Source organism: Bradyrhizobium australiense, from assembly GCF_013114825.1.
Taxonomy (GTDB): Bacteria; Pseudomonadota; Alphaproteobacteria; order Rhizobiales; family Xanthobacteraceae; genus Bradyrhizobium; species Bradyrhizobium australiense.
The window spans coordinates 286,652-303,899 of record NZ_JAAVLX010000007.1 but is presented as its reverse complement, the minus strand read 5'-3'; the positions used below and the strand labels follow the sequence as shown (position 1 = coordinate 303,899).

The 17,248-nt window shown below is 62.4% G+C and carries 18 protein-coding genes; 8 read left to right on the top strand and 10 right to left on the bottom strand.

All coding sequences use genetic code 11. The annotated features are described in order from the left end of the window. Positions 1 to 410: 410 nt before the first annotated feature. Positions 411 to 1,340 (bottom strand): DMT family transporter, encoded by a 930-nt coding sequence (locus HCN58_RS21970; RefSeq protein WP_171581475.1) that lies wholly within the window; start codon positions 1,338 to 1,340, stop codon positions 411 to 413. Between the two features lie 468 nt (positions 1,341 to 1,808). On the opposite strand from HCN58_RS21970, the gene HCN58_RS21965 reads away from it, so the two are divergent. Next, positions 1,809 to 1,967 (top strand): hypothetical protein, encoded by a 159-nt coding sequence (locus HCN58_RS21965; RefSeq protein ID WP_171581474.1) that lies wholly within the window; start codon positions 1,809 to 1,811, stop codon positions 1,965 to 1,967. 36 nt (positions 1,968 to 2,003) lie between these two features. Here the strand turns inward: HCN58_RS21965 and ybaK are convergent, their stop codons facing one another. Next, the gene (gene ybaK / locus HCN58_RS21960; RefSeq protein WP_171581473.1) at positions 2,004 to 2,477 is read right to left on the bottom strand and encodes a Cys-tRNA(Pro) deacylase; all 474 of its coding nucleotides are present in this window, start codon (positions 2,475 to 2,477) and stop codon (positions 2,004 to 2,006) included. A gap of 344 nt (positions 2,478 to 2,821) precedes the next feature. On the opposite strand from ybaK, the gene HCN58_RS21955 reads away from it, so the two are divergent. Both HCN58_RS21955 and HCN58_RS21950 read left to right on the top strand, forming a co-directional pair. Next, positions 2,822 to 4,114, top strand: coding sequence for an adenylosuccinate synthase (locus HCN58_RS21955; RefSeq protein WP_171581472.1), 1,293 nt, complete (start codon positions 2,822 to 2,824; stop codon positions 4,112 to 4,114). Between the two features lie 35 nt (positions 4,115 to 4,149). After that, positions 4,150 to 5,757 carry a hypothetical protein gene (locus HCN58_RS21950; protein ID WP_171581471.1) on the top strand — a complete coding sequence of 536 codons (1,608 nt, stop codon included), beginning with the start codon at positions 4,150 to 4,152 and terminating at the stop codon, positions 5,755 to 5,757. A 163-nt stretch (positions 5,758 to 5,920) separates the two neighbouring features. Here the strand turns inward: HCN58_RS21950 and HCN58_RS21945 are convergent, their stop codons facing one another. Beyond that, positions 5,921 to 6,190 (bottom strand): hypothetical protein, encoded by a 270-nt coding sequence (locus HCN58_RS21945; protein WP_171581470.1) that lies wholly within the window; start codon positions 6,188 to 6,190, stop codon positions 5,921 to 5,923. 793 nt (positions 6,191 to 6,983) lie between these two features. Here HCN58_RS21945 and HCN58_RS21940 point away from each other — a divergent pair. After that, positions 6,984 to 8,099, top strand: coding sequence for a DUF2336 domain-containing protein (locus HCN58_RS21940; RefSeq protein ID WP_171581469.1), 1,116 nt, complete (start codon positions 6,984 to 6,986; stop codon positions 8,097 to 8,099). A 69-nt stretch (positions 8,100 to 8,168) separates the two neighbouring features. Here the strand turns inward: HCN58_RS21940 and HCN58_RS21935 are convergent, their stop codons facing one another. Further along, positions 8,169 to 9,218, bottom strand: coding sequence for a glycosyltransferase family 4 protein (locus tag HCN58_RS21935; RefSeq protein WP_171581468.1), 1,050 nt, complete (start codon positions 9,216 to 9,218; stop codon positions 8,169 to 8,171). Between the two features lie 44 nt (positions 9,219 to 9,262). Beyond that, positions 9,263 to 10,654, bottom strand: coding sequence for a glycosyltransferase (locus HCN58_RS21930; RefSeq protein ID WP_210266098.1), 1,392 nt, complete (start codon positions 10,652 to 10,654; stop codon positions 9,263 to 9,265). Between the two features lie 254 nt (positions 10,655 to 10,908). On the opposite strand from HCN58_RS21930, the gene HCN58_RS21925 reads away from it, so the two are divergent. From HCN58_RS21925 to HCN58_RS21910, 4 genes are all read left to right on the top strand, one after another. Further along, entirely contained in the window at positions 10,909 to 11,331 is a 423-nt protein-coding gene (locus tag HCN58_RS21925; protein WP_171581467.1) for a DUF5413 family protein, read from the top strand. A gap of 687 nt (positions 11,332 to 12,018) precedes the next feature. Next, positions 12,019 to 14,112 carry a sensor histidine kinase gene (locus HCN58_RS21920; protein ID WP_171581466.1) on the top strand — a complete coding sequence of 698 codons (2,094 nt, stop codon included), beginning with the start codon at positions 12,019 to 12,021 and terminating at the stop codon, positions 14,110 to 14,112. Further along, complete coding sequence (locus tag HCN58_RS21915; protein WP_171581465.1) at positions 14,109 to 14,762, top strand: response regulator; 654 nt, start codon at positions 14,109 to 14,111, stop codon at positions 14,760 to 14,762. Before HCN58_RS21920 ends, HCN58_RS21915 begins: the two co-directional genes overlap by 4 nt. Positions 14,763 to 14,889: 127 nt before the next feature. Next, positions 14,890 to 15,276, top strand: coding sequence for a BA14K family protein (locus HCN58_RS21910; RefSeq protein ID WP_171581464.1), 387 nt, complete (start codon positions 14,890 to 14,892; stop codon positions 15,274 to 15,276). Between the two features lie 80 nt (positions 15,277 to 15,356). Here the strand turns inward: HCN58_RS21910 and HCN58_RS21905 are convergent, their stop codons facing one another. The 5 genes from HCN58_RS21905 to HCN58_RS21885 all read right to left on the bottom strand — a co-directional run bounded on the left by HCN58_RS21905 (position 15,357) and on the right by HCN58_RS21885 (position 17,114). Beyond that, a complete protein-coding gene (locus tag HCN58_RS21905) occupies positions 15,357 to 15,623 on the bottom strand; it encodes a DUF6719 family protein (RefSeq protein ID WP_235983788.1) in 267 nt (88 codons plus the stop codon). Beyond that, positions 15,620 to 15,934 (bottom strand): hypothetical protein, encoded by a 315-nt coding sequence (locus HCN58_RS21900; protein ID WP_171581463.1) that lies wholly within the window; start codon positions 15,932 to 15,934, stop codon positions 15,620 to 15,622. The genes HCN58_RS21905 and HCN58_RS21900 overlap by 4 nt, the downstream gene beginning before the upstream one ends. Before the next feature lie 165 nt (positions 15,935 to 16,099). Then, complete coding sequence (locus tag HCN58_RS21895) at positions 16,100 to 16,333, bottom strand: hypothetical protein (RefSeq protein ID WP_171581462.1); 234 nt, start codon at positions 16,331 to 16,333, stop codon at positions 16,100 to 16,102. A gap of 364 nt (positions 16,334 to 16,697) precedes the next feature. Further along, positions 16,698 to 16,898: a hypothetical protein gene (locus tag HCN58_RS21890; RefSeq protein WP_171581461.1), complete on the bottom strand. Its 201-nt coding sequence runs from the start codon at positions 16,896 to 16,898 to the stop codon at positions 16,698 to 16,700. Between the two features lie 18 nt (positions 16,899 to 16,916). Beyond that, entirely contained in the window at positions 16,917 to 17,114 is a 198-nt protein-coding gene (locus tag HCN58_RS21885; protein ID WP_171581460.1) for a hypothetical protein, read from the bottom strand. Positions 17,115 to 17,248 lie beyond the last annotated feature (134 nt).

Genomic DNA, 17,248 nt, shown 5'->3' with positions numbered 1-17,248 from the left:
TACTCGCGGCGTCCTAATCCAGCAAACGCTGCAATGAAATGGCGTCGTCGCGTTGCCTTCAACAAACTTCGGAGCACGCCCCACACTCGGCGATCAGTCCCCGTCTAAAAACAGAAGTTTGCGACCCACGAAGGGGAGCACTGGGCAATTTGCACTGCACCCTGAGTTCCTTCATGTCTGAGAGGGGTCGATGGTGTTGAAAAACCCGAAAATTGAGAGGCGCCGAAAATCTTCGAATATCGAATGTGGGCGATCTCAGCCGCTAAAAGGCTCTGTAGAACTGGTAGAACAGTCAGCGATCGCTTTTGTGTTAGTCGATGTGGTCCCTCATTTGCGGGCATCCACCTGTGCTCAAACGTGTGTCCGCTTGAGCCCAGAAATCGGTCATCGGCGATACATGAGTACAAGTCCTAGGCAGTTTGAGGCTTCCGTGATGCCACGAACACCCCCGTCAGCACCAGCGCAAAGCCGATGAAATGAAACGCCTGCGGGTGCTCGCCGAGGAAGATGATCGACATCACGGTGCCGAACACCGGAACCACGTGGAAGAAGGGTGCTGCGCGGTTGGCGCCGATCAGTTGCACGCCGCGGTTGAAGCAGAGATAGGCGATCGTCGAGGGGAACAGCGCGACGTAGGCCAGCGTCAAGATGTTCGCCGTATCGATCTGCATCAGCGGCCGCGCGAACAGCTCCCAGATGAACAGCGGAATCAGGCAGGCCGCGCCGACGCCGAAGGTGAAGGCGACGAACGACAGGCCATGGATCGCGGGCCGCTTTAGCGACAGCACCGAATAGATGCCGAAGATCGCCAGTGCCACGAGGAAGATCAGGTCGCCGACGTTGAAGTCGATGCCGGAAAGCTTGGTGAGGTCGCCATGCAGCAGGATGATGAGCACCCCGGCCATCGACAGCAGAACGCCGGCGGCCTGCGCCAGCGTCAGCCGCACCCCGAGCAGCACGAGCGACCACACCGCGACCACCAGCGGTCCCGCCGACTGCAGCAACAGCGTGTTCAGCGCTTGGGTGTGCTCGAGCGCCCAGTATTGCAGCGTGTTGAAGGCGCCGATGCCGGTGACGGAGAGCACGATCATGATGCCAAGCCGGCCGCGGATCGCGGCCCAGTCCTTGACGACATGCTTCCAGGCAAACGGCAGAATGATCAGGAACGCGAACGACCAGCGCAGGAATGAAAGGGTCACCGGCGGAATGTGGCCGGCGGCCAACCGCCCGACGATGGCGTTGCCGGCCCAGCACAGCGCGGTGATGCTGAGCAGCAGATAAGGCTGGTTGGCGAGCCAGTTCCCGGATCGTGTGGGTGAAGTCTGTTCGGTAGCCGACATTCGCGATCCATAGCGCTTTCGAGCGAAGCATGGCCTCGGACTTGATCCGGGGGTGGACACCGGTTCGCGTAAAGAAAACGCGTCAAACGAAGGGTTAAGACCGGTTCATGGCGCCGCCGCCCGCCCGGCGATCGACGCCGGGCCGGAATGCGGCCCGCGCCTGTCACAGACACGGATTTGCGGTGCTCATCAATGGTGCAGGATGCATCGCGACCATGCAGCCAGCCTTGCCGTTGTTTGGGGTTGTCAGCGGGCCGGTAAGGATGCAATCAAAGGACGTTTTATTCATGCGACCCAACCCTGGTTTGTTTTTCGGGCACACGCGGTGCGTTATTCCGGGCTACTTTCAGTATTGGCCGTTCGTTCGATCGTTGGGACCACGGTTTGCAGGCGACTACGCTTTCAAGAGCTTCGCCTGTCCGTGACGTCGAATTTTTGCAGATGATAGTTCATTCCTGGAGCAAGCCGATGCCGGCCGAAGAAGCCGAAACACGTCACCGGTTTGCCGTTCGCGCCAATTCCATTCTGGCGTTCATCGAATGCGATGAGGAGCAGCGCCCGAAACCGCGCGAGGCCATCATCGAGGCGATGCTATGGGCGCAGACGCAGCCCAGACTCACCAAATAGACTTACCAAACAGGGCTCCGCCGCAGCGAAAGCCACTCATGCAACGAGCGCCCGCGCGAGCGCGCCAGCAGCCTTGACGGCGTCATTGGGATCGAGTTCGACCTGCAGCCCGCGCTGACCGCCATTGAGGAACACGCTTGTATGGCCGAGCGCGGCTTCTTCGATCGCAACCGGCACGCGTTTCTTCTGCCCGAACGGCGAGATGCCGCCAACATGGTAGCCGGTCAGCCGTTCGGCATCCGCTGGCCGCATCATCTTCGCTGCCTTGGCGCCGAAGGCGGCCGCCAGCTTTTTCATGCTGACCTCGCAGTCCGACGGCACCACGGCGCAGACCGGCTTGCCGTCGACCTCGGCCATCAGCGTTTTCAGCACGCGCTTCGCGTCGACGCCGAGCGCCTCCGCCGCCTGCAAGCCAATGCTCGCCGCATCCGGATCGTAGTCGTAAGCGTGCAGGGTGAAATTCACGCCAAGCTTTTCCAAAGCCTGGGTTGCACGGGTGGTTTTCGACATGGCCATTCCGTCATTGCCGGATGTTAATGCGTCTTTCGCCCGGCCGGCCCCGGGTGGTCCAAATATTACGGGGATATCAAAGGGTTGGAGCCGTTCTAAGCCCCCCTTAAAGCTGCCTTCTTGCTTGCCTAGAGCACCCGCTTCCTTTATCCGGTGGGGCTGCCTCGCATGCGAACGGCCCCGGCCGCGATTTTGGCTGGGCAAGCTATCGCATGATCCGGAAAAGTGGCTACCGGTTTTCCGATCAGGTCATGCGCGAACGAAACGCATGATCCGGAAAAGTGGATACCGGTTTTCCGGAGAGGTCATGCTGGGACCACCAGATTGCAGGGAACACCTTAGAAATGGCCAATGTTGTCGTCGTCGGTGCCCAATGGGGCGACGAGGGGAAGGGCAAGATCGTCGACTGGTTGTCGGAGCAGGCCGATATCGTCGTGCGCTTCCAGGGCGGCCATAATGCCGGCCATACGCTCGTCATCAATGGCGAGACCTACAAGCTCGCGCTATTGCCGTCCGGCGTGCTGCGGCCCTCAAAGCTTGCCGTGATCGGCAATGGCGTGGTGTTCGATCCGCAAGCCTTCCTCGATGAAATTGCAAAGCTGAAGGGGCAGGGCGTCGCCATCAGCCCGGAAAACCTGCGTATCGCCGAGAACGTTACGCTGATCCTGCCGCTGCACCGCGAGCTCGATGCCTTGCGCGAATCCTCCAACGCCAACACCGCGATCGGCACCACGCGCCGCGGCATCGGCCCGGCCTATGAGGACAAGGTCGGCCGCCGCGCGATTCGCCTGATGGACTTGGCCGATCTCGACACGCTGCCGCACAAGATCGATCGCCTGCTTGCGCACCACAATGCGCTACGCCGCGGCCTCAATCTCGAGGAGATCGACGGCATCGGCATTCTGAAAGAGCTCACCGCGCTGGCGCCAAAACTGTTGCCCTATGCGGAGACGGTGTGGCGGCTGCTCGATCTCAAACGCCGCGAGGGCAAGCGCATCCTGTTCGAGGGCGCGCAGGGTGCGCTGCTCGATGTCGACCACGGGACCTATCCTTACGTCACCTCGTCCAACACGGTGGCGGCGCAGGCGGCGACCGGCACCGGCATGGGCCCGGGCGCGGTCGGCTATGTGCTCGGGATCTGCAAGGCCTATACGACCCGCGTCGGCCAGGGGCCGTTCCCGACCGAACTGAATAATGAGATCGGCGAGGAGATCGGTCGTCGCGGCAAGGAATTCGGCGTCAATACCGGGCGCAAGCGCCGCTGCGGCTGGTTCGATGCCGCCCTGGTGCGGCAAACCGTCCGCACCTGCGGCATCACCGGTCTGGCGCTCACAAAGCTCGACATTCTCGACGGCTTCGACACCATCGAGGTCTGCACCGGCTATATGCTGGACGGCAAGGAAATCGATCATCTGCCGGCGGGGGAGGGCGCGCAGGGCCGGGTAGTGCCGGTCTATGAGACCATCGAAGGCTGGAAGGAGCCGACCGCCAATGCCCGTTCCTGGGCGGATCTGCCGGCCCAGGCCATTAAATATGTCCGCCGGGTCGAGGAACTCGTGGGTTGTCCGATTGCATTGCTTTCCACCAGCCCCGAACGCGAGGATACTATCCTGGTGCAGAACCCGTTTGAGGCTTAACGGGATGTTACTGTCGCCCGCACTATTGAAGAGATATGGCTGATTATTACCCGCTGATCGCACGCGCTATCGCCGGCCTGGACCCCAATGCTCCAGGCGAGAGCCGCCGTGCGCTCTATGAGCGGGCGCGCACCGCGCTGATCGCCCAATTGCGCAGTGTCCAGCCGCCGCTTTCCGAATCTGAAATCACCCGCGAGCGGCTGTCGCTGGAAGAGGCCGTGCGCAAGGTCGAATCGGAAGCCGCCCAGCGCGCCCGCGAGGCATCCAGGCCTGGCGGTGGCGCGGCTGCGCGCGGCGGCGATGCCTTCCGCCGCGCCAATGCCCGCCCAGCGGAAGCGGCGTCCGCTTCTGCCTCGTCGCCGCCGGGCACGCTGCGCCAGCGTCCGCCTTCTCAACCCCCCTCGCGCGAGGGCCGTCCGCCGCTTGGCCAGGATGAGCCACGCCCGCCGCGCAATCTGCGCGCCGACGCACCGCCGGCCGGCGCGCCGCGCCCGCCGCAGATTCCGACACAGGATGGCGCGCCGCCGCCGCCCCGCGAGCGCGGCGGCGCTGCCCGCCGCGGGCCCGACAACGGCGCGCCGCCGATGCCGCCGCAGCCGCCCGGCATGCGCGGCTTCCGCGATATCGCGGCCGACGCCGACGATCTCGGCCGCGCCGCGGCGCAGGCCAACCGCAACGCGCGAAAGACCTACGCCAACGTGCCGTCGCCCTCGCCGGAATTCGACCGGCTCGAGCCGAGCATGGAAGACCGCGGCGCCGATCCCGAGGCTCCCTATTCGTATGACGAATCGCAGGCGGAAGCCGACCGCTACGCGCCGCCGCCGCTGCGCGATCGTCCGCGTCTCGCGCAGGATCGCGAGCCCCCGAAAAAGCGCGCCCGCGCGGGCGCCGGGTTTCCGTTCAAGAGCGCAATCGCGGTCGGCATCGTGCTCATTCTGGTCGGTGCCGGCATTCTGTGGGGCAAGTCGGTCGTGACAGCCGTGAGCGGCCTGTTCAAATCCTCCTCGCTCGTGGAAGCGCCGAAGGATTCGGCCGCGCCGCAGTCGCGCCCGAAGATTCCCGACCGTGTCGGCCAGCTGTCGTCGAGCGAGAACGTGGCGCCGGTGGCGCAGCGCGTCGTGCTGTATGACGAGGACCCGTCCGATCCCAAGGGCAAGCAATATGTCGGCTCGGTGATCTGGCGCACCGAACCGGTCAAGGCGAGCGGCAACCAGAAGCCGGATATCGCCGTGCGCGCCGATATCGAGATTCCCGACCGCAAGTTCAAGATGACGATGTCGTTCCGCCGCAACACCGATACCTCGCTGCCGGCGAGCCACACCGCGGAATTGACCTTCATCCTGCCGCAGGATTTTTCCGGCGGCGGCGTCGGCAACGTGCCGGGCATCTTGATGAAGTCCAACGAGCAGGCGCGCGGCACGCCGCTGGCCGGCCTCGCCGTGAAGGTCACCGACGGCTTCTTCCTGGTCGGCCTCTCCAACGTCGATTCCGACCGCGCCCGCAATTTGCAGCTCCTGAAGGAGCGCTCCTGGTTCGACGTGCCGCTGGTCTACGTCAACCAGCGCCGCGCCATTATCGCGATCGAAAAGGGCTCCCCCGGCGAACGCGCGTTCAACGACGCGTTCGCGACCTGGGGGGAGTAGCTGCGGAGACCGCCGCTGATGTGCGCTCAAGCCTGAGCTGATCTCGGCCGCGCCGGGAAATTGATCGCCGCCGGCGTAGCGAAACAGTCCAAGAAAACGGCCCCAGGGTTGCACGCAGCTCTGCTGGGGCCGCTTTGCGTTCGTCTTCCGGCGAAGCGGCCGGTCACTCCGTGGCGGCGGCTCGCCTCCGCGCGGCGGCTTCGCGCTCCATCACGGCACGGCAGCCTGGACTGACATGTGCGCGGTTCCTGGCCATGCAGGCGGTGATTCTCGGAATGTTGGGGACTTCGTGGCCGCATAACCGCATGGCGTCGCCGGTGCACATCTGCTGCGCCTCCGACGAGAAGGCGAGGCTTGGGCGTGCGGAAAGCGTCGTTACTGCGAGAGCGATGGCGAAGAGAAGTGCGATCTTGCTTGTATGATGGATGGTCATTGAGCCGGTCCCCAAGGGTTGTGCGCGGTGCTGGCCGCTGTTCACTGGGGGCGCTGCACGCGGTTTGCGCTGCCGCACGCGTCATCCATCACGCGGGAGTCGCCCGGTGTGGTTGCTCGATTTCTGCCGATGTTCGAATCAAAAGTGCTGCGCCGTCCAAAGTGAATTATGCGCTAACGCTGCGAAGCTGCAATGGCTCGCGATAACACTTCCTGGACTGTTGCGAGCGCGCCACGTCGAGCGAAGCGCAGAGAAAGCGCTGAGTTCGGTTTTGACGTTGCGCTCCTTGTGTCAGCTCGATGGTTCCGGAGAAGGAGCAGACGCGCGGCTCTGGGCGAGGATCAGCCGTGATCGAACGGGCCGCCTCGCGAACGGGCGTGCAACGGCGCGGGAGCAGCAGGGGGTCGCCGCGCCGAAACGTCATTCGCGGCCACCCTGTTCATGATACGGCAACCATGACTTCTGTGATCATGAGGCGTCCCGAAGCCGATCGGCCAGAACGCCCGGCAGATGGTTTAGGCCCGCCTGTACCTCGAAGTACGTAAAAATGCGGATAACCAGGGTTCCGGAACAACCACCCGTTAGGGAAGGCTGAGTACGATCAGCGGCTATGCTCGCACCCGTCTCATTGCTGTCGCTGAAGTGAAAAGGCTGCCGAAACCGGCCTGTCGAATGGCACTCAAATGCATGTTCAAGGCTTTGCCGATAGATCCACGAAGATGCCGGCCATCCGCGCTGTGGAGCGCAAGGTGACGCGGCGAGCCGGCACGATCCGGCCGGAGGCGGCATAGCCATGCCTGCCGCATCGTCTAATCTGCGCGCGGAATTGAATGGCGCCGAGAGGGAGGGGCCCGAGCACGACGCCCGAATTTTCGGTGAGGTGACGGACCTGTTTCTGTCCAATGTTGATCGCCTCGGTGACTCGCAGATCGCGGCCGTCGATGGCGTCCTCGCCCACCTGATCGAGCGGGTGGAGGCTAAAGCCGTGGTTCAGCTCAGCGAAGCCCTTTCCACCATCGACCGAGCCCCGCGTCAGACCATCCGCAAGCTTGCGTTTCACGAAAACCACTTGCTGGCGGCGCCGGTTCTGAGATGCTCGAACTGCCTGGTGGAAGCCGACCTGCTTGAAATCGTCAAAAGCCGCAGCCAGCACCATTTGCTGGCGATATCAGACAGAAAGTCCCTCAACGAGGCGCTGACGGATGCGCTGATGCGATTTGGCGATGTCAACGTCTCGAACGCGCTCGCGCGCAACGCCGGCGCGCGTTTTTCCGAATGCGGCTACGCGACGCTGGTGGGACGGGCTGAGCGTGACGAAGTCCTCGCGGAAAAGCTCGGCCTTCGATTGGACATTCCCGGCAGCCTGCTGCGGGAGCTTCTGGACAGAGTTGCCGACGTGGTCCGCGCGCGGTTCCTGACGGCGTCGCGACCTGTCGTGCGGGAGAAAGCCAAAGGTCCTGTTGCGGCGGCCGCCGGACAGGGCGGCGCGGCCCGGAAGGCGATTGACTATACAAAGGCGCAAGGCGAAGTCGTTGCGCTCAATCGCACGGGCAAGCTCAACGATTCAATCGTGAACCGGTTTGCGGTGAGGGGTGAATATCCCCACGTCGTTGCAGCGCTGGCCCTGAAAGCCGACGTCAAGATCGAGGCCATCGAACCCCTGCTGGAGCCCGACCGGGTGTATGGACTGATCGTCGCCTGCAAGGCCGCCCGGCTGAGCTGGTCGACGACGACGATGATCGTCCGCAACCGGCCTGGCTGTCCGCCATCCACGGACCGGGAACTCGAGCAATGCGTGGCGATCTATGAATCGCTACTGCTGTCGGTGGCGCAATGGACGATTCGTTTCGGCTCCGACCGTATCCTTGCAAAGAACAACGAGCCTGCGCCGGCCGCCGGTAGAAGGTAAATCGATCGGCTCACACACGGCGCGCACCAGGTTCGCATGCGGCTCGTCCATATCACCAGGGCCGCCGCCTCATGCCGGGATGGCTTCGCTGGCGCGGTTGCGGGCGAGTGCCGTGTAGTGGCGAAGGTATTCTTCTGCCATCCGCCTTGCGGTAAACCTCTTCTCGAAATGCCTGCGCACCTGGCTTCGATCGAGTTCGGACAGCCGTCCGATCGCTTCGACCGCCTCCGCTTCGTCCGTTACGACAAAGCCGGTAATGCCGTTGTCGATCACTTCGGGCACGGAGCCTGATTTGAACGCGATGACGGGCGTGCCGCACGCCATGGCCTCGATCATGACAAGTCCGAACGGTTCTGGCCAATCGATCGGAAACAACAGCGCCGCAGCGCCTGCCAGAAACTGCCGCTTCGCGTCATCATTGACCTCACCGGTGAGTTGGACCTGCTCGCCATCGATCTGCGGCTCGAGTTGTTCCTTGAAATAGCTTCTGTCCCCGCGCGGCACCTTTGCGGCGATACGAAGCGGCATTTTGGCCGCGCGCGCGATCCGGATGGCGGCTTCCGGTCCTTTTTCCGCCGTCAGCCGGCCGAGGAAGGCAAGGTAGGAGCCGGCCTCGAACGAAGGTCGAAACAGGTCGGCCGGCAAGCCATGATAAATGGTGCCGATCCAGTTGGCGTCACTCAAGGGCGTGCGCTGATTGTCCGAGATCGACACGAACGGCGCGTCGGGAAAATGACGGACCACGTCCGGAAAGCCAGGCAAGTCCATGCGCCCATGGCACGTGGTCAGAAACGGGACGCCAAGCCGGCTCAGGAGCGGCAGGTGCAGCCAATCGATATGCGCGTGAATGACATCGAATTCGGTCGCATTGCGGGCTACCGCTTCCAGTAACGCCGCCTGTGCAACCATCGGGTCGGTGCGCGGGCGGCCTAGGCGGAGCGCCCGAGGCCAAACCGCATGAAGCCGGGCTGACGTTGCCGAGTCCCCGCTGGCAAACAGCGTCACCTCATGTCCCAGGCTTACCAGCTCATCGATCAGCCACGCCACCACGCGCTCGGTGCCGCCGTAAAGCCTGGGGGGAACGCTTTCGGCCAGAGGCGCTATCTGGGCAATCCGCATCGGCTTTCCATTATCGAGATGCCGGGGCTATCGAACTCACACCGTCAGGTCACCGGCCGTTCGTATTTGGACAACAGGTCGAGCCAATCCTCTAATAGTCGGCTCATCAAAAAGTTCTGCCGCACGCTTTCTTTCGCCCGCGCACCGAGCTCCTCCCGCAGTCTCGGATGCTTCACAAGCTGGACGATTCTTGCGGCCGCCTGATCGGGCGTGTTCACCAGAAATCCGTTCCATCCGTCCTTGATCTGGTGCCGGATGCCTCCCACGTCGCCACCGATGACGGCGGCGCCCTTCCACATTGCCTCGGTGACGGTGAGGCCGAAGCCTTCGCGGATCGACTTCTGCAGGACCACGGCGGCAGAGCGCTGCAGCGCGTTCACCAGGGTTGGATCGTCGACGCTGAGAACAATGATGCTTTCATCGGCGACGCTCTCGATCGTCTCGAGGATTTTCCCGCCCTCGGGATCGTCGGAGGCATTATTGCCGACGAGCACGAGCGTGCAATCGACCTGTTCTCTCGCCTTGCGGAAGGCCTCAATCACGCCCATCGGGTCTTTCCATCGGTCGAACCTGGAAATCTGCGTCACCAAGGGGCGATCCGTCGGAATCTTATAATTGCCGAGGAATTCTCGTCTCTCCCGGTCCGACAGCTCCCGGTTCTTCGCAGAGAACGGATCGATCGCCGGGGTGACGAAATGCTGACCGACCTGAAGATCCTGGCCGTATTCCGGTAGCGAGAAGATAGCTGCGTTATATTGCTCGATAAATTGGCGCAGATAGCTCCACACCGAGGCGTGCGGCGACGACAGATCGACGTGACATTGCCAGAGCCACGGCATTTCCCGATCGGAAAAATGCGTGATGAGCGGCAGAGGCTGGGGATCATGCACGACGACCGCGTCGCAGTCGTCGAGATGAAGCCGCGTGGCATTTTCGAACACGACCTGTTCGTAGATCGTCTTTTCAGCGTCGGAAAATTCCGAGCTGGTGCCCTGCAGCGTATTGTGCAGTTTCTTCGTGCAACCAAAGAAGCCCGGCGTTCCCTGAATCAAATGCCAGTCGGTTTCGATGCCGCTCGCATTCATCATCAGCGTGAGCGGCGTGAGCAGTTCGGTGACACCTCCGCCGTAGAACGTCGAACTGATATGGGCGACACGCATCGTACGCACCCGATCGGCCTTCGCCGCGATGCGCTCGACCGTCGGAGTGCCGATGAGCGGCTCGTACTGTTCGAGCGTATGCAGCCCGAGCGTGGAGCGTTGAACGGCGGAAGTGAGCATGGACATCGAAGAGTCCTCTATGGTTCTCGCATTACGGCAATGCCGCCTTACGCGTTCCAAACTAGCTCGCAATTGCGATCGCAGGCATTCTGCGCCATCGCGAGCGGGAACCTGCTGGCCTAACAACTTTCCAGCCGATCGATTGTTGCCAACCATGGCTCCCTTCCGGGGGGCCTCATGGCTCTGCCAGTTTTTCCCATCAGCAATAAGTCCGAAACCGAGCGGAAGTTGCTTTGGCCTTATGTCCGGCCGCTTTCATATTGCTGAACGTTCGTTCATCCGCCCTCGGCGCAACCCCGATTCAGATGCTGGTGCTGTCGGCAATTCTCGCGTAATGGGCAGGCGAACCGGACAAATTTACTTGGTCGTTGAGCTGCTGTAATGGGGAAGGCAGCGCAGGAGGCAGTTCCATGAAACGCTATCTGATCTTCGGAGCTATCGGGCCGTTCGTCGGCGGATTCCTGATGTTGTTCGCGACCACGGTGGCCTCGGGCTACTGGACCGCCACCAACTGGTCGGAGATCGGAAAATTTCTCGGCGCGTTCGTTAAGACGCTGCAATATAGCTATCTGTTCGGCATCGTGCCTGCGTTGATGGTCGGCGCCATCGACGACATTCTCTGTCACATCAGGCGCATCGCTCCGCTGGTGCGGGTCCTGATCGTGGGTGCGATCGGTTTTGCCGCATCAGAATTGCTCTATGGCTCGCGCGGGCCGGATACCGGCGCGGTGCAGTTTCTGCTTTACGGCATCGTAGGCATGCTGCCTGCGGCGCTGTCGTCGTGGCTCGCGCACCGATACGCGGACGAGCCGCACGCGGTGCATTCGACGTAGTTCACCCCCGCGCGTCAATGTTCCTTCCGCCGGTCGTTAGACTTTAGTCCCGATCTTTCCTTGTCCCTTGGTCTGGATACCTAAGCGCCGTGTCCGCGAGTAGTTATTGCGGCGAACACAAGGAGCGCCATCGGCGCTTTGATCCAGCCAGGTCGCTGCAGCCGAAAGCTGAGGCACAGGTCGAGAGGACAGAGGATGAACTACGGCATCGGAGTCGCGTTGTTGGCGATAGGCGCCGTGCTATTGTATGCCGGCAGGCCCGACAAGGAAGGGCCGGCCCCCGCTTCCTGCGGTTCAATGCGGCCCTGGTGCTCTACCCTCCGCTCGTTCTGGTATTTCTGGCCTTCGGCTCGGCGTTGCTGATAGACGCGCTATGAAGCGCGCGATGTAATCGCCGGCGCACGATCCGGAAAAATGAAACTGCGTTTCCGGTCGGTCAACCTCCGGATGATTGGAGGGGAGCACCTCTCTTGACGTTCGAATGCCGCGCCGGCCTCCTGACGGCGACGCTTCCACCCAAGCACGGATGACCGTTTCGGGGAGGGGGAGCGCCGGCTGCGAAGGTCAGGAATTACCTGACCTCTGCCGTCAACATGGCGCTTGGCAGACGAATGTCAGGCTGGTCCGATCGGGGAATGCAACGTAAGAGAGGCCCACAGCGTTGTTAATTTTCGCCGGCGAAAGAACATGCGCGCGTCCATGATCGCGGAGTTGAGTAACAGGCTTTCCTCCGGTTCGGGCCGAAGCAAGGAAGCCGTCTGGCTTTTCACCGCACTGGTTCTGACGGCCGCCATTCCGGTCCTGCTGCTGGGCGGATGGATGGCCTATATCACCGCCGACCAGGAACGCAGCTACGCCCGCAAGGCCGCCACTGAGGCGCTGACGCAAGTGGCGCATCGGATCGAGGGCGAGATTTCGCACGAAATACAGGTCGCTGAGACACTTGCGAGCTCGGCCGCGCTCGACGATGCGAACTTGAGCGACTTCTATCGTGAGGCGAAACGAATAGTGGCCGCCCGTCCGCTGTGGGAGACCGCCTTCCTGACCAAGCCGGATCGGGAGCAGGTCCTCAACGTATTGCGGCCGCTCGGCGCGCCGCTCGGACCGGTAACCGACACCGAAAGCTTCAACGCCGTGCTTCGCACACGAAAGCCGGTCCTTGGTGGACTGGGTCCGTACCAGGCTTCCATCGGCAAGCGGCTCGTTGCACTGCGTGTGCCGGTTGTTCGAGAGGGCGAACTTCGCTACGTCTTGACCGTCGGGCTGTTACCCGATCAGATCGGTACCATTCTTGGTCAGGCCGGTCTGCCCGCCGGATGGGCCGGCACCGTCATTGACGCCAAGGATGAGATTGTCGCGCGAACGCCTGATGCCAGGGCCGTCAGTGCAAGCGCGAAAACGCCCGCGGTGCAGGAAGCCATTGCCCGCGGCGGCTCGAATTCGCCGCGCACCCAGACGCGGGAGGGGATGGATGTCGAAACCGTCCACCGCGGCCTCGCGGGTACCGAAGGGTGGTCAGTCCACGTGGGTGTTCCCGTCGCGGAACTGAACGCTCCCGTATCCCGCTCGTTGCAGCTATTGGTCGGAGGAACGGCGGCGAGTGTCGGACTCGCCATCGCGCTTGGGCTGGTGATCGCCCGCGAGGTCGCGCAACGACGTCGCATGGAGGCGCTTCAGTCAGCGGCAGCGCTGCTGGACAGCGAAAAACGCGGGGCGCTTGCCATCGATGCCGCTGAACTCGGTACGTGGCGCTGGGATCTGACTGCAAACGAGTTCAGCGGTTGCAACCGCTTTGGCGATTTGCTGGGTTTGCCGAGCGCGCGATCGGGCGAAACCAGATGGTCCGCGGACCGGATCTTTGCGTTGCTCGAACCACCGCACCGCGCGGCTCTGGCCTCGTTCGGCGGCGCTTGCCTCGAAAGCGGCAAATCAGGCAGCGTTGAATTTCCGGTACAATCCGACGATCGCGGCGAATACTGGTTGCGTGCGGCAGGCAGGGCGGAAGGTCCGCCCAACCGGCGTCACGTGATTCACGGCGTGCTCGCCGACATCGATATCCTCAAGCGCGCGGAGGCCGAGCGTTCTCACTTGCTTCGTCGCCTGGCTTCGGCCCAGGAAGAGGAGCAGCGCCGGATTTCGCGGGAACTGCACGATCAGATCGGCCAGACGGTGACGGGATTGTCTCTCGGCCTGAAGGCGCTTGAACAGGGATTGGCAAAAGGCGGCAACGCGGAAGCAGCGACCGAGCAGGTGCGATGGCTGGAGCAGCTTGCTGCGCAGATCGGCCGGGACATCCACCGCACCGCATCGGACCTGCGGCCGACCGCGATCGACGACCTCGGAATCTTCAGGGCGATCGAAGCCTACGTCGCGGAGTGGCAGGAGCGTTATGGCGTTCGTATCGATATCCAGACGTTCGGGCGGGACAAGTCGCTGCCTCCCGATGTCGCGGCGGTGCTGTATCGACTGGTCCAGGAGGGATTGACCAACGTCCTGAAGCACGCCAGCGCCAGCAAGGTCAGCATCGTGCTCGAGAAGAAATCGGACGGGCTGGCGCTTGTTCTCGAGGATGACGGCGTTGGCTTCGATCCGGAAAGCGTCAGCCGCAATGCGATGAACGGCGGTCAACCGTCCGGACTTGGCCTCTCCGGCATGAAGGAGCGCGTCGCGCTGCTCGGCGGCACCATCGCAGTGGAATCCACGCCGGGAAAAGGCAGCACGATCTTTGTCCAGATCCCGCTGGAAGTGCAGGAGATGGAAGTGCAGGAGACCGGCGCATGACGCCGATTCGGATTGCGCTCGTGGATGACCATCCGGTCGTGCTCGCCGGCATACGTGCGCTGCTGCAGGGCGCGCCCGAGGTCGAACTCGTCGCCGAAGCGAATACGGGGACAACGGGGCTGAAGGCCATTTGCGAATGCTCTCCCGATATTGCGGTGATCGACCTTTCGCTGCCCGACATCAGCGGCCTCGAACTCGCACGCAGGCTGAGCAGGCGATGCCCGGCGGTAAAGATCATTGCGCTGACCGTGCATGAAGACCGCGCCTATATTCATCCGGCACTCGAAGCTGGCGCACGGGGATATCTCCTGAAGCGATCCGCCGGAGACGAACTGCTTCGCGCGATCAGGGCCGTCAACGACGGCGCCATCTACCTTGATCCCGCTATTGCCGAGAAGGCGTCAACGAACGCTCCCGAACTGACGTCGGCCGATAGCGGCGACGGCGACGAGCTCAGCCGGCGCGAAGAGGATGTGCTCAAGCTGGTCGCCCAAGGGTTCAGCAACAAGCAAATCGCCGGCGAGCTGGAGGTGAGCGTCAAGAGCGTCGAGACCTACAAGGCGCGAGCATCCGAAAAGAAGGGCCTGCATAGCCGCGCGGATATCGTTCGCTACGGCATCAGGCGGGGCTGGCTCGCTGCTCCAAACTGAGCGCTACGGGAAATGCCAATTCCTGCCCCGCGGCACGTCAAGCGTCAGGATTAACCTGTCAGAACGATACGGCCACGGACGCGTTGTCGGTCGAGCTTGGACAGGAGCGCAGAACAGGAGCAATCAGATGAAATCATGGAAAATTGTTTCGGCAGCCGTTGCGCTCGGAATATCGCCCTTGATCCCGCTCCAGCCGGCCGCGGCATCGCCGATGATGGCGGTGGCCGGGGCAGAGCGGCTGGCCGCATCGATTCAGCCGGTCGAGGCCGTGCAGTATCGCCGCTGGCATCGTGGGCCGCACTACCACCGCCACGGCTGGCATCGACGCCACCACGGCACCGGCGCGGCCGTGCTCGGCGGCCTGGCCGCTGGCGCTATCATTGGAGGCGCCATCGCCAACAGTCAGGCCCGGGCGAATGATGCGGTCGCCTACTGCGCGCAACGATACCGCTCCTATGATCCAGCATCCGGCACCTATCTCGGATACGACGGCAATCGGCATCCCTGCCCATAGGGAAAGGTCCTGAGGCCGCGGATGAAGGTAGGCGGCCCACGGCGGTCGAAGTCGGGACGACGGCTTTGTCTCGCCGTCGGCTACTTTGCCGATCCTGAGCGCGTGCCGGGCTGCAGATCACTCAGCGGCACGCAGCTCTTTTTCCGGCGATGATTCTTCAGTGCGCCCTGCACCTTCAAGACCTTGCCAGCCGAACAGGAGCCGTCATCGACGTAGATGGTGGAGTATGGATCCATCATCAGCGGTTCGTAAGAATGGAGCTTCTGGGCTATGCACGGCTGAATGAACAAAGCCGTCAGGAACACACCCCAGCCTGCCATCGTGCAGGAAATCCTTCGCACCTTCATTGGTCCTTTCCAGGTCCGGACGCGTCGGCGGCCCGGAGCATGTTGCGCGATTTGCTGTGGATGACGTCAGTCACCGCAACAAGGTAGCGGGCGTAGACTTCCTGAAGCCTTCGGATCATCTCGGCGTTTTCCGCTGAGGTTCTCAACTTGAAGACTCCACCCTCGCAAACCAGTAGCCCGTCAGTGCAAAGCCCGGCTAGCGCGCTTTCGGTTTCCGCGTCGCTGGCATAGATGCGGGCCGCAATCTGGCGCAGTCCCCATCGCTCTTCCGGGCTGGACCAGATCAGAAGCAGGGCTTCGATCTGCGCCACAGAAGCGATGTGCTTCAATATGAAGTCCCGCACGTCGTCGGGAACGTATCGCGTTACCATGCCGTGGGCTGATGTTGTGTGTCGATCGACACGGATGCTGGAATCACCGAACCAGAGAATCTCCGAATGGCGACATCGCCGCCACGCCGTACGCACTGGAATCCGTCAACCTGTCTGATGCCGCGGCCGGGCGTTTAGGGCCTCGGCGAATCCAGGCTGCGGGCTGGCTTGTAGTGCTGCCTGCGCGGCCTCGGCCTCATACTCGTCGACCAATATCTGAAGTTTTTCGGAAAATCCTGGATCGGCCGCGCCAACCGCCAGACGCTTGCAAAATACTGCCCGCTCATGCAGCAGCTCGGCCCTAGACAGCTTGATCAATTTGCGTTTGGTTCGACCCACCCTTCTTGCTCCCCGTCCCATTGCGCACGCGGTGACCGCACGAATAATCGCTATCCTAGAATGCAATCTTGTGCCGGCGCGTCAGGAAAAACCTGTCAATGGCAATGATGCTTACACTGTGCCTACTTCCGTGGACGCGATTTCGGTGGCGCTGTTGTGACCCGTGTCGCCGCGCGAATCATTGTTGCAGACCAGGCAGATGGCTTTCGATGTGAGACGTCGGTTAACGCCCCATCGTTCGTATCGGTGCGGCGTTCTTTCCGAGCATGGAACGCAATACGCCAAAGGTCGATTATCGATTCTCTTGCCACTGAACATTCCAGCCCCCGTTCCCCGTAGCACCCAGATCGTGATTGTCCGCGAACTAGTCCTCGCTCTCGTGAGCCCCCGCCATCGCTACCAGGAGCACAACGCCGAGGGCGCTGGCCGAGATAAGGGCATTCATCCTCAGTGCCGCCGGCGGGACGCCCAATCCGTAGTGAATGCACACGGCCATCAGGAGTGCGGTCACGCCGGCACTCGCGATAAAGAAGATGACGGCGACAGCCAGGTCTATGATCCTCATCGTCGGCTAATACCCCTGCTATTTCTCTCTGCTTACAAGGAACTCGATCGTGACGAGGCCAAGGAGGATAGCCGCGCAGATCAGCGCCTGCTCTCGAAGTAGGGATCGGGGAAAGCCCAGGCTATGTTGCGCGAGGTGCGCCATCGCGTAGGCCACGATCGCCGCAGTTCCCAGTGCGAGAAACAAACCAGTTGCGAGATGGACGAATTTCTTCATCTGTCTTCACTTCGTGCGGTTGATTTGTCCGAAGGCGTCTCAATGGCGGGTCGGCCCGTTACGCGCATTCCAACTGCCTCGCGCGCAACCAAGGCATATTAGAGTCATGCCTCGTTCGGGGATGTCAGGAAAAG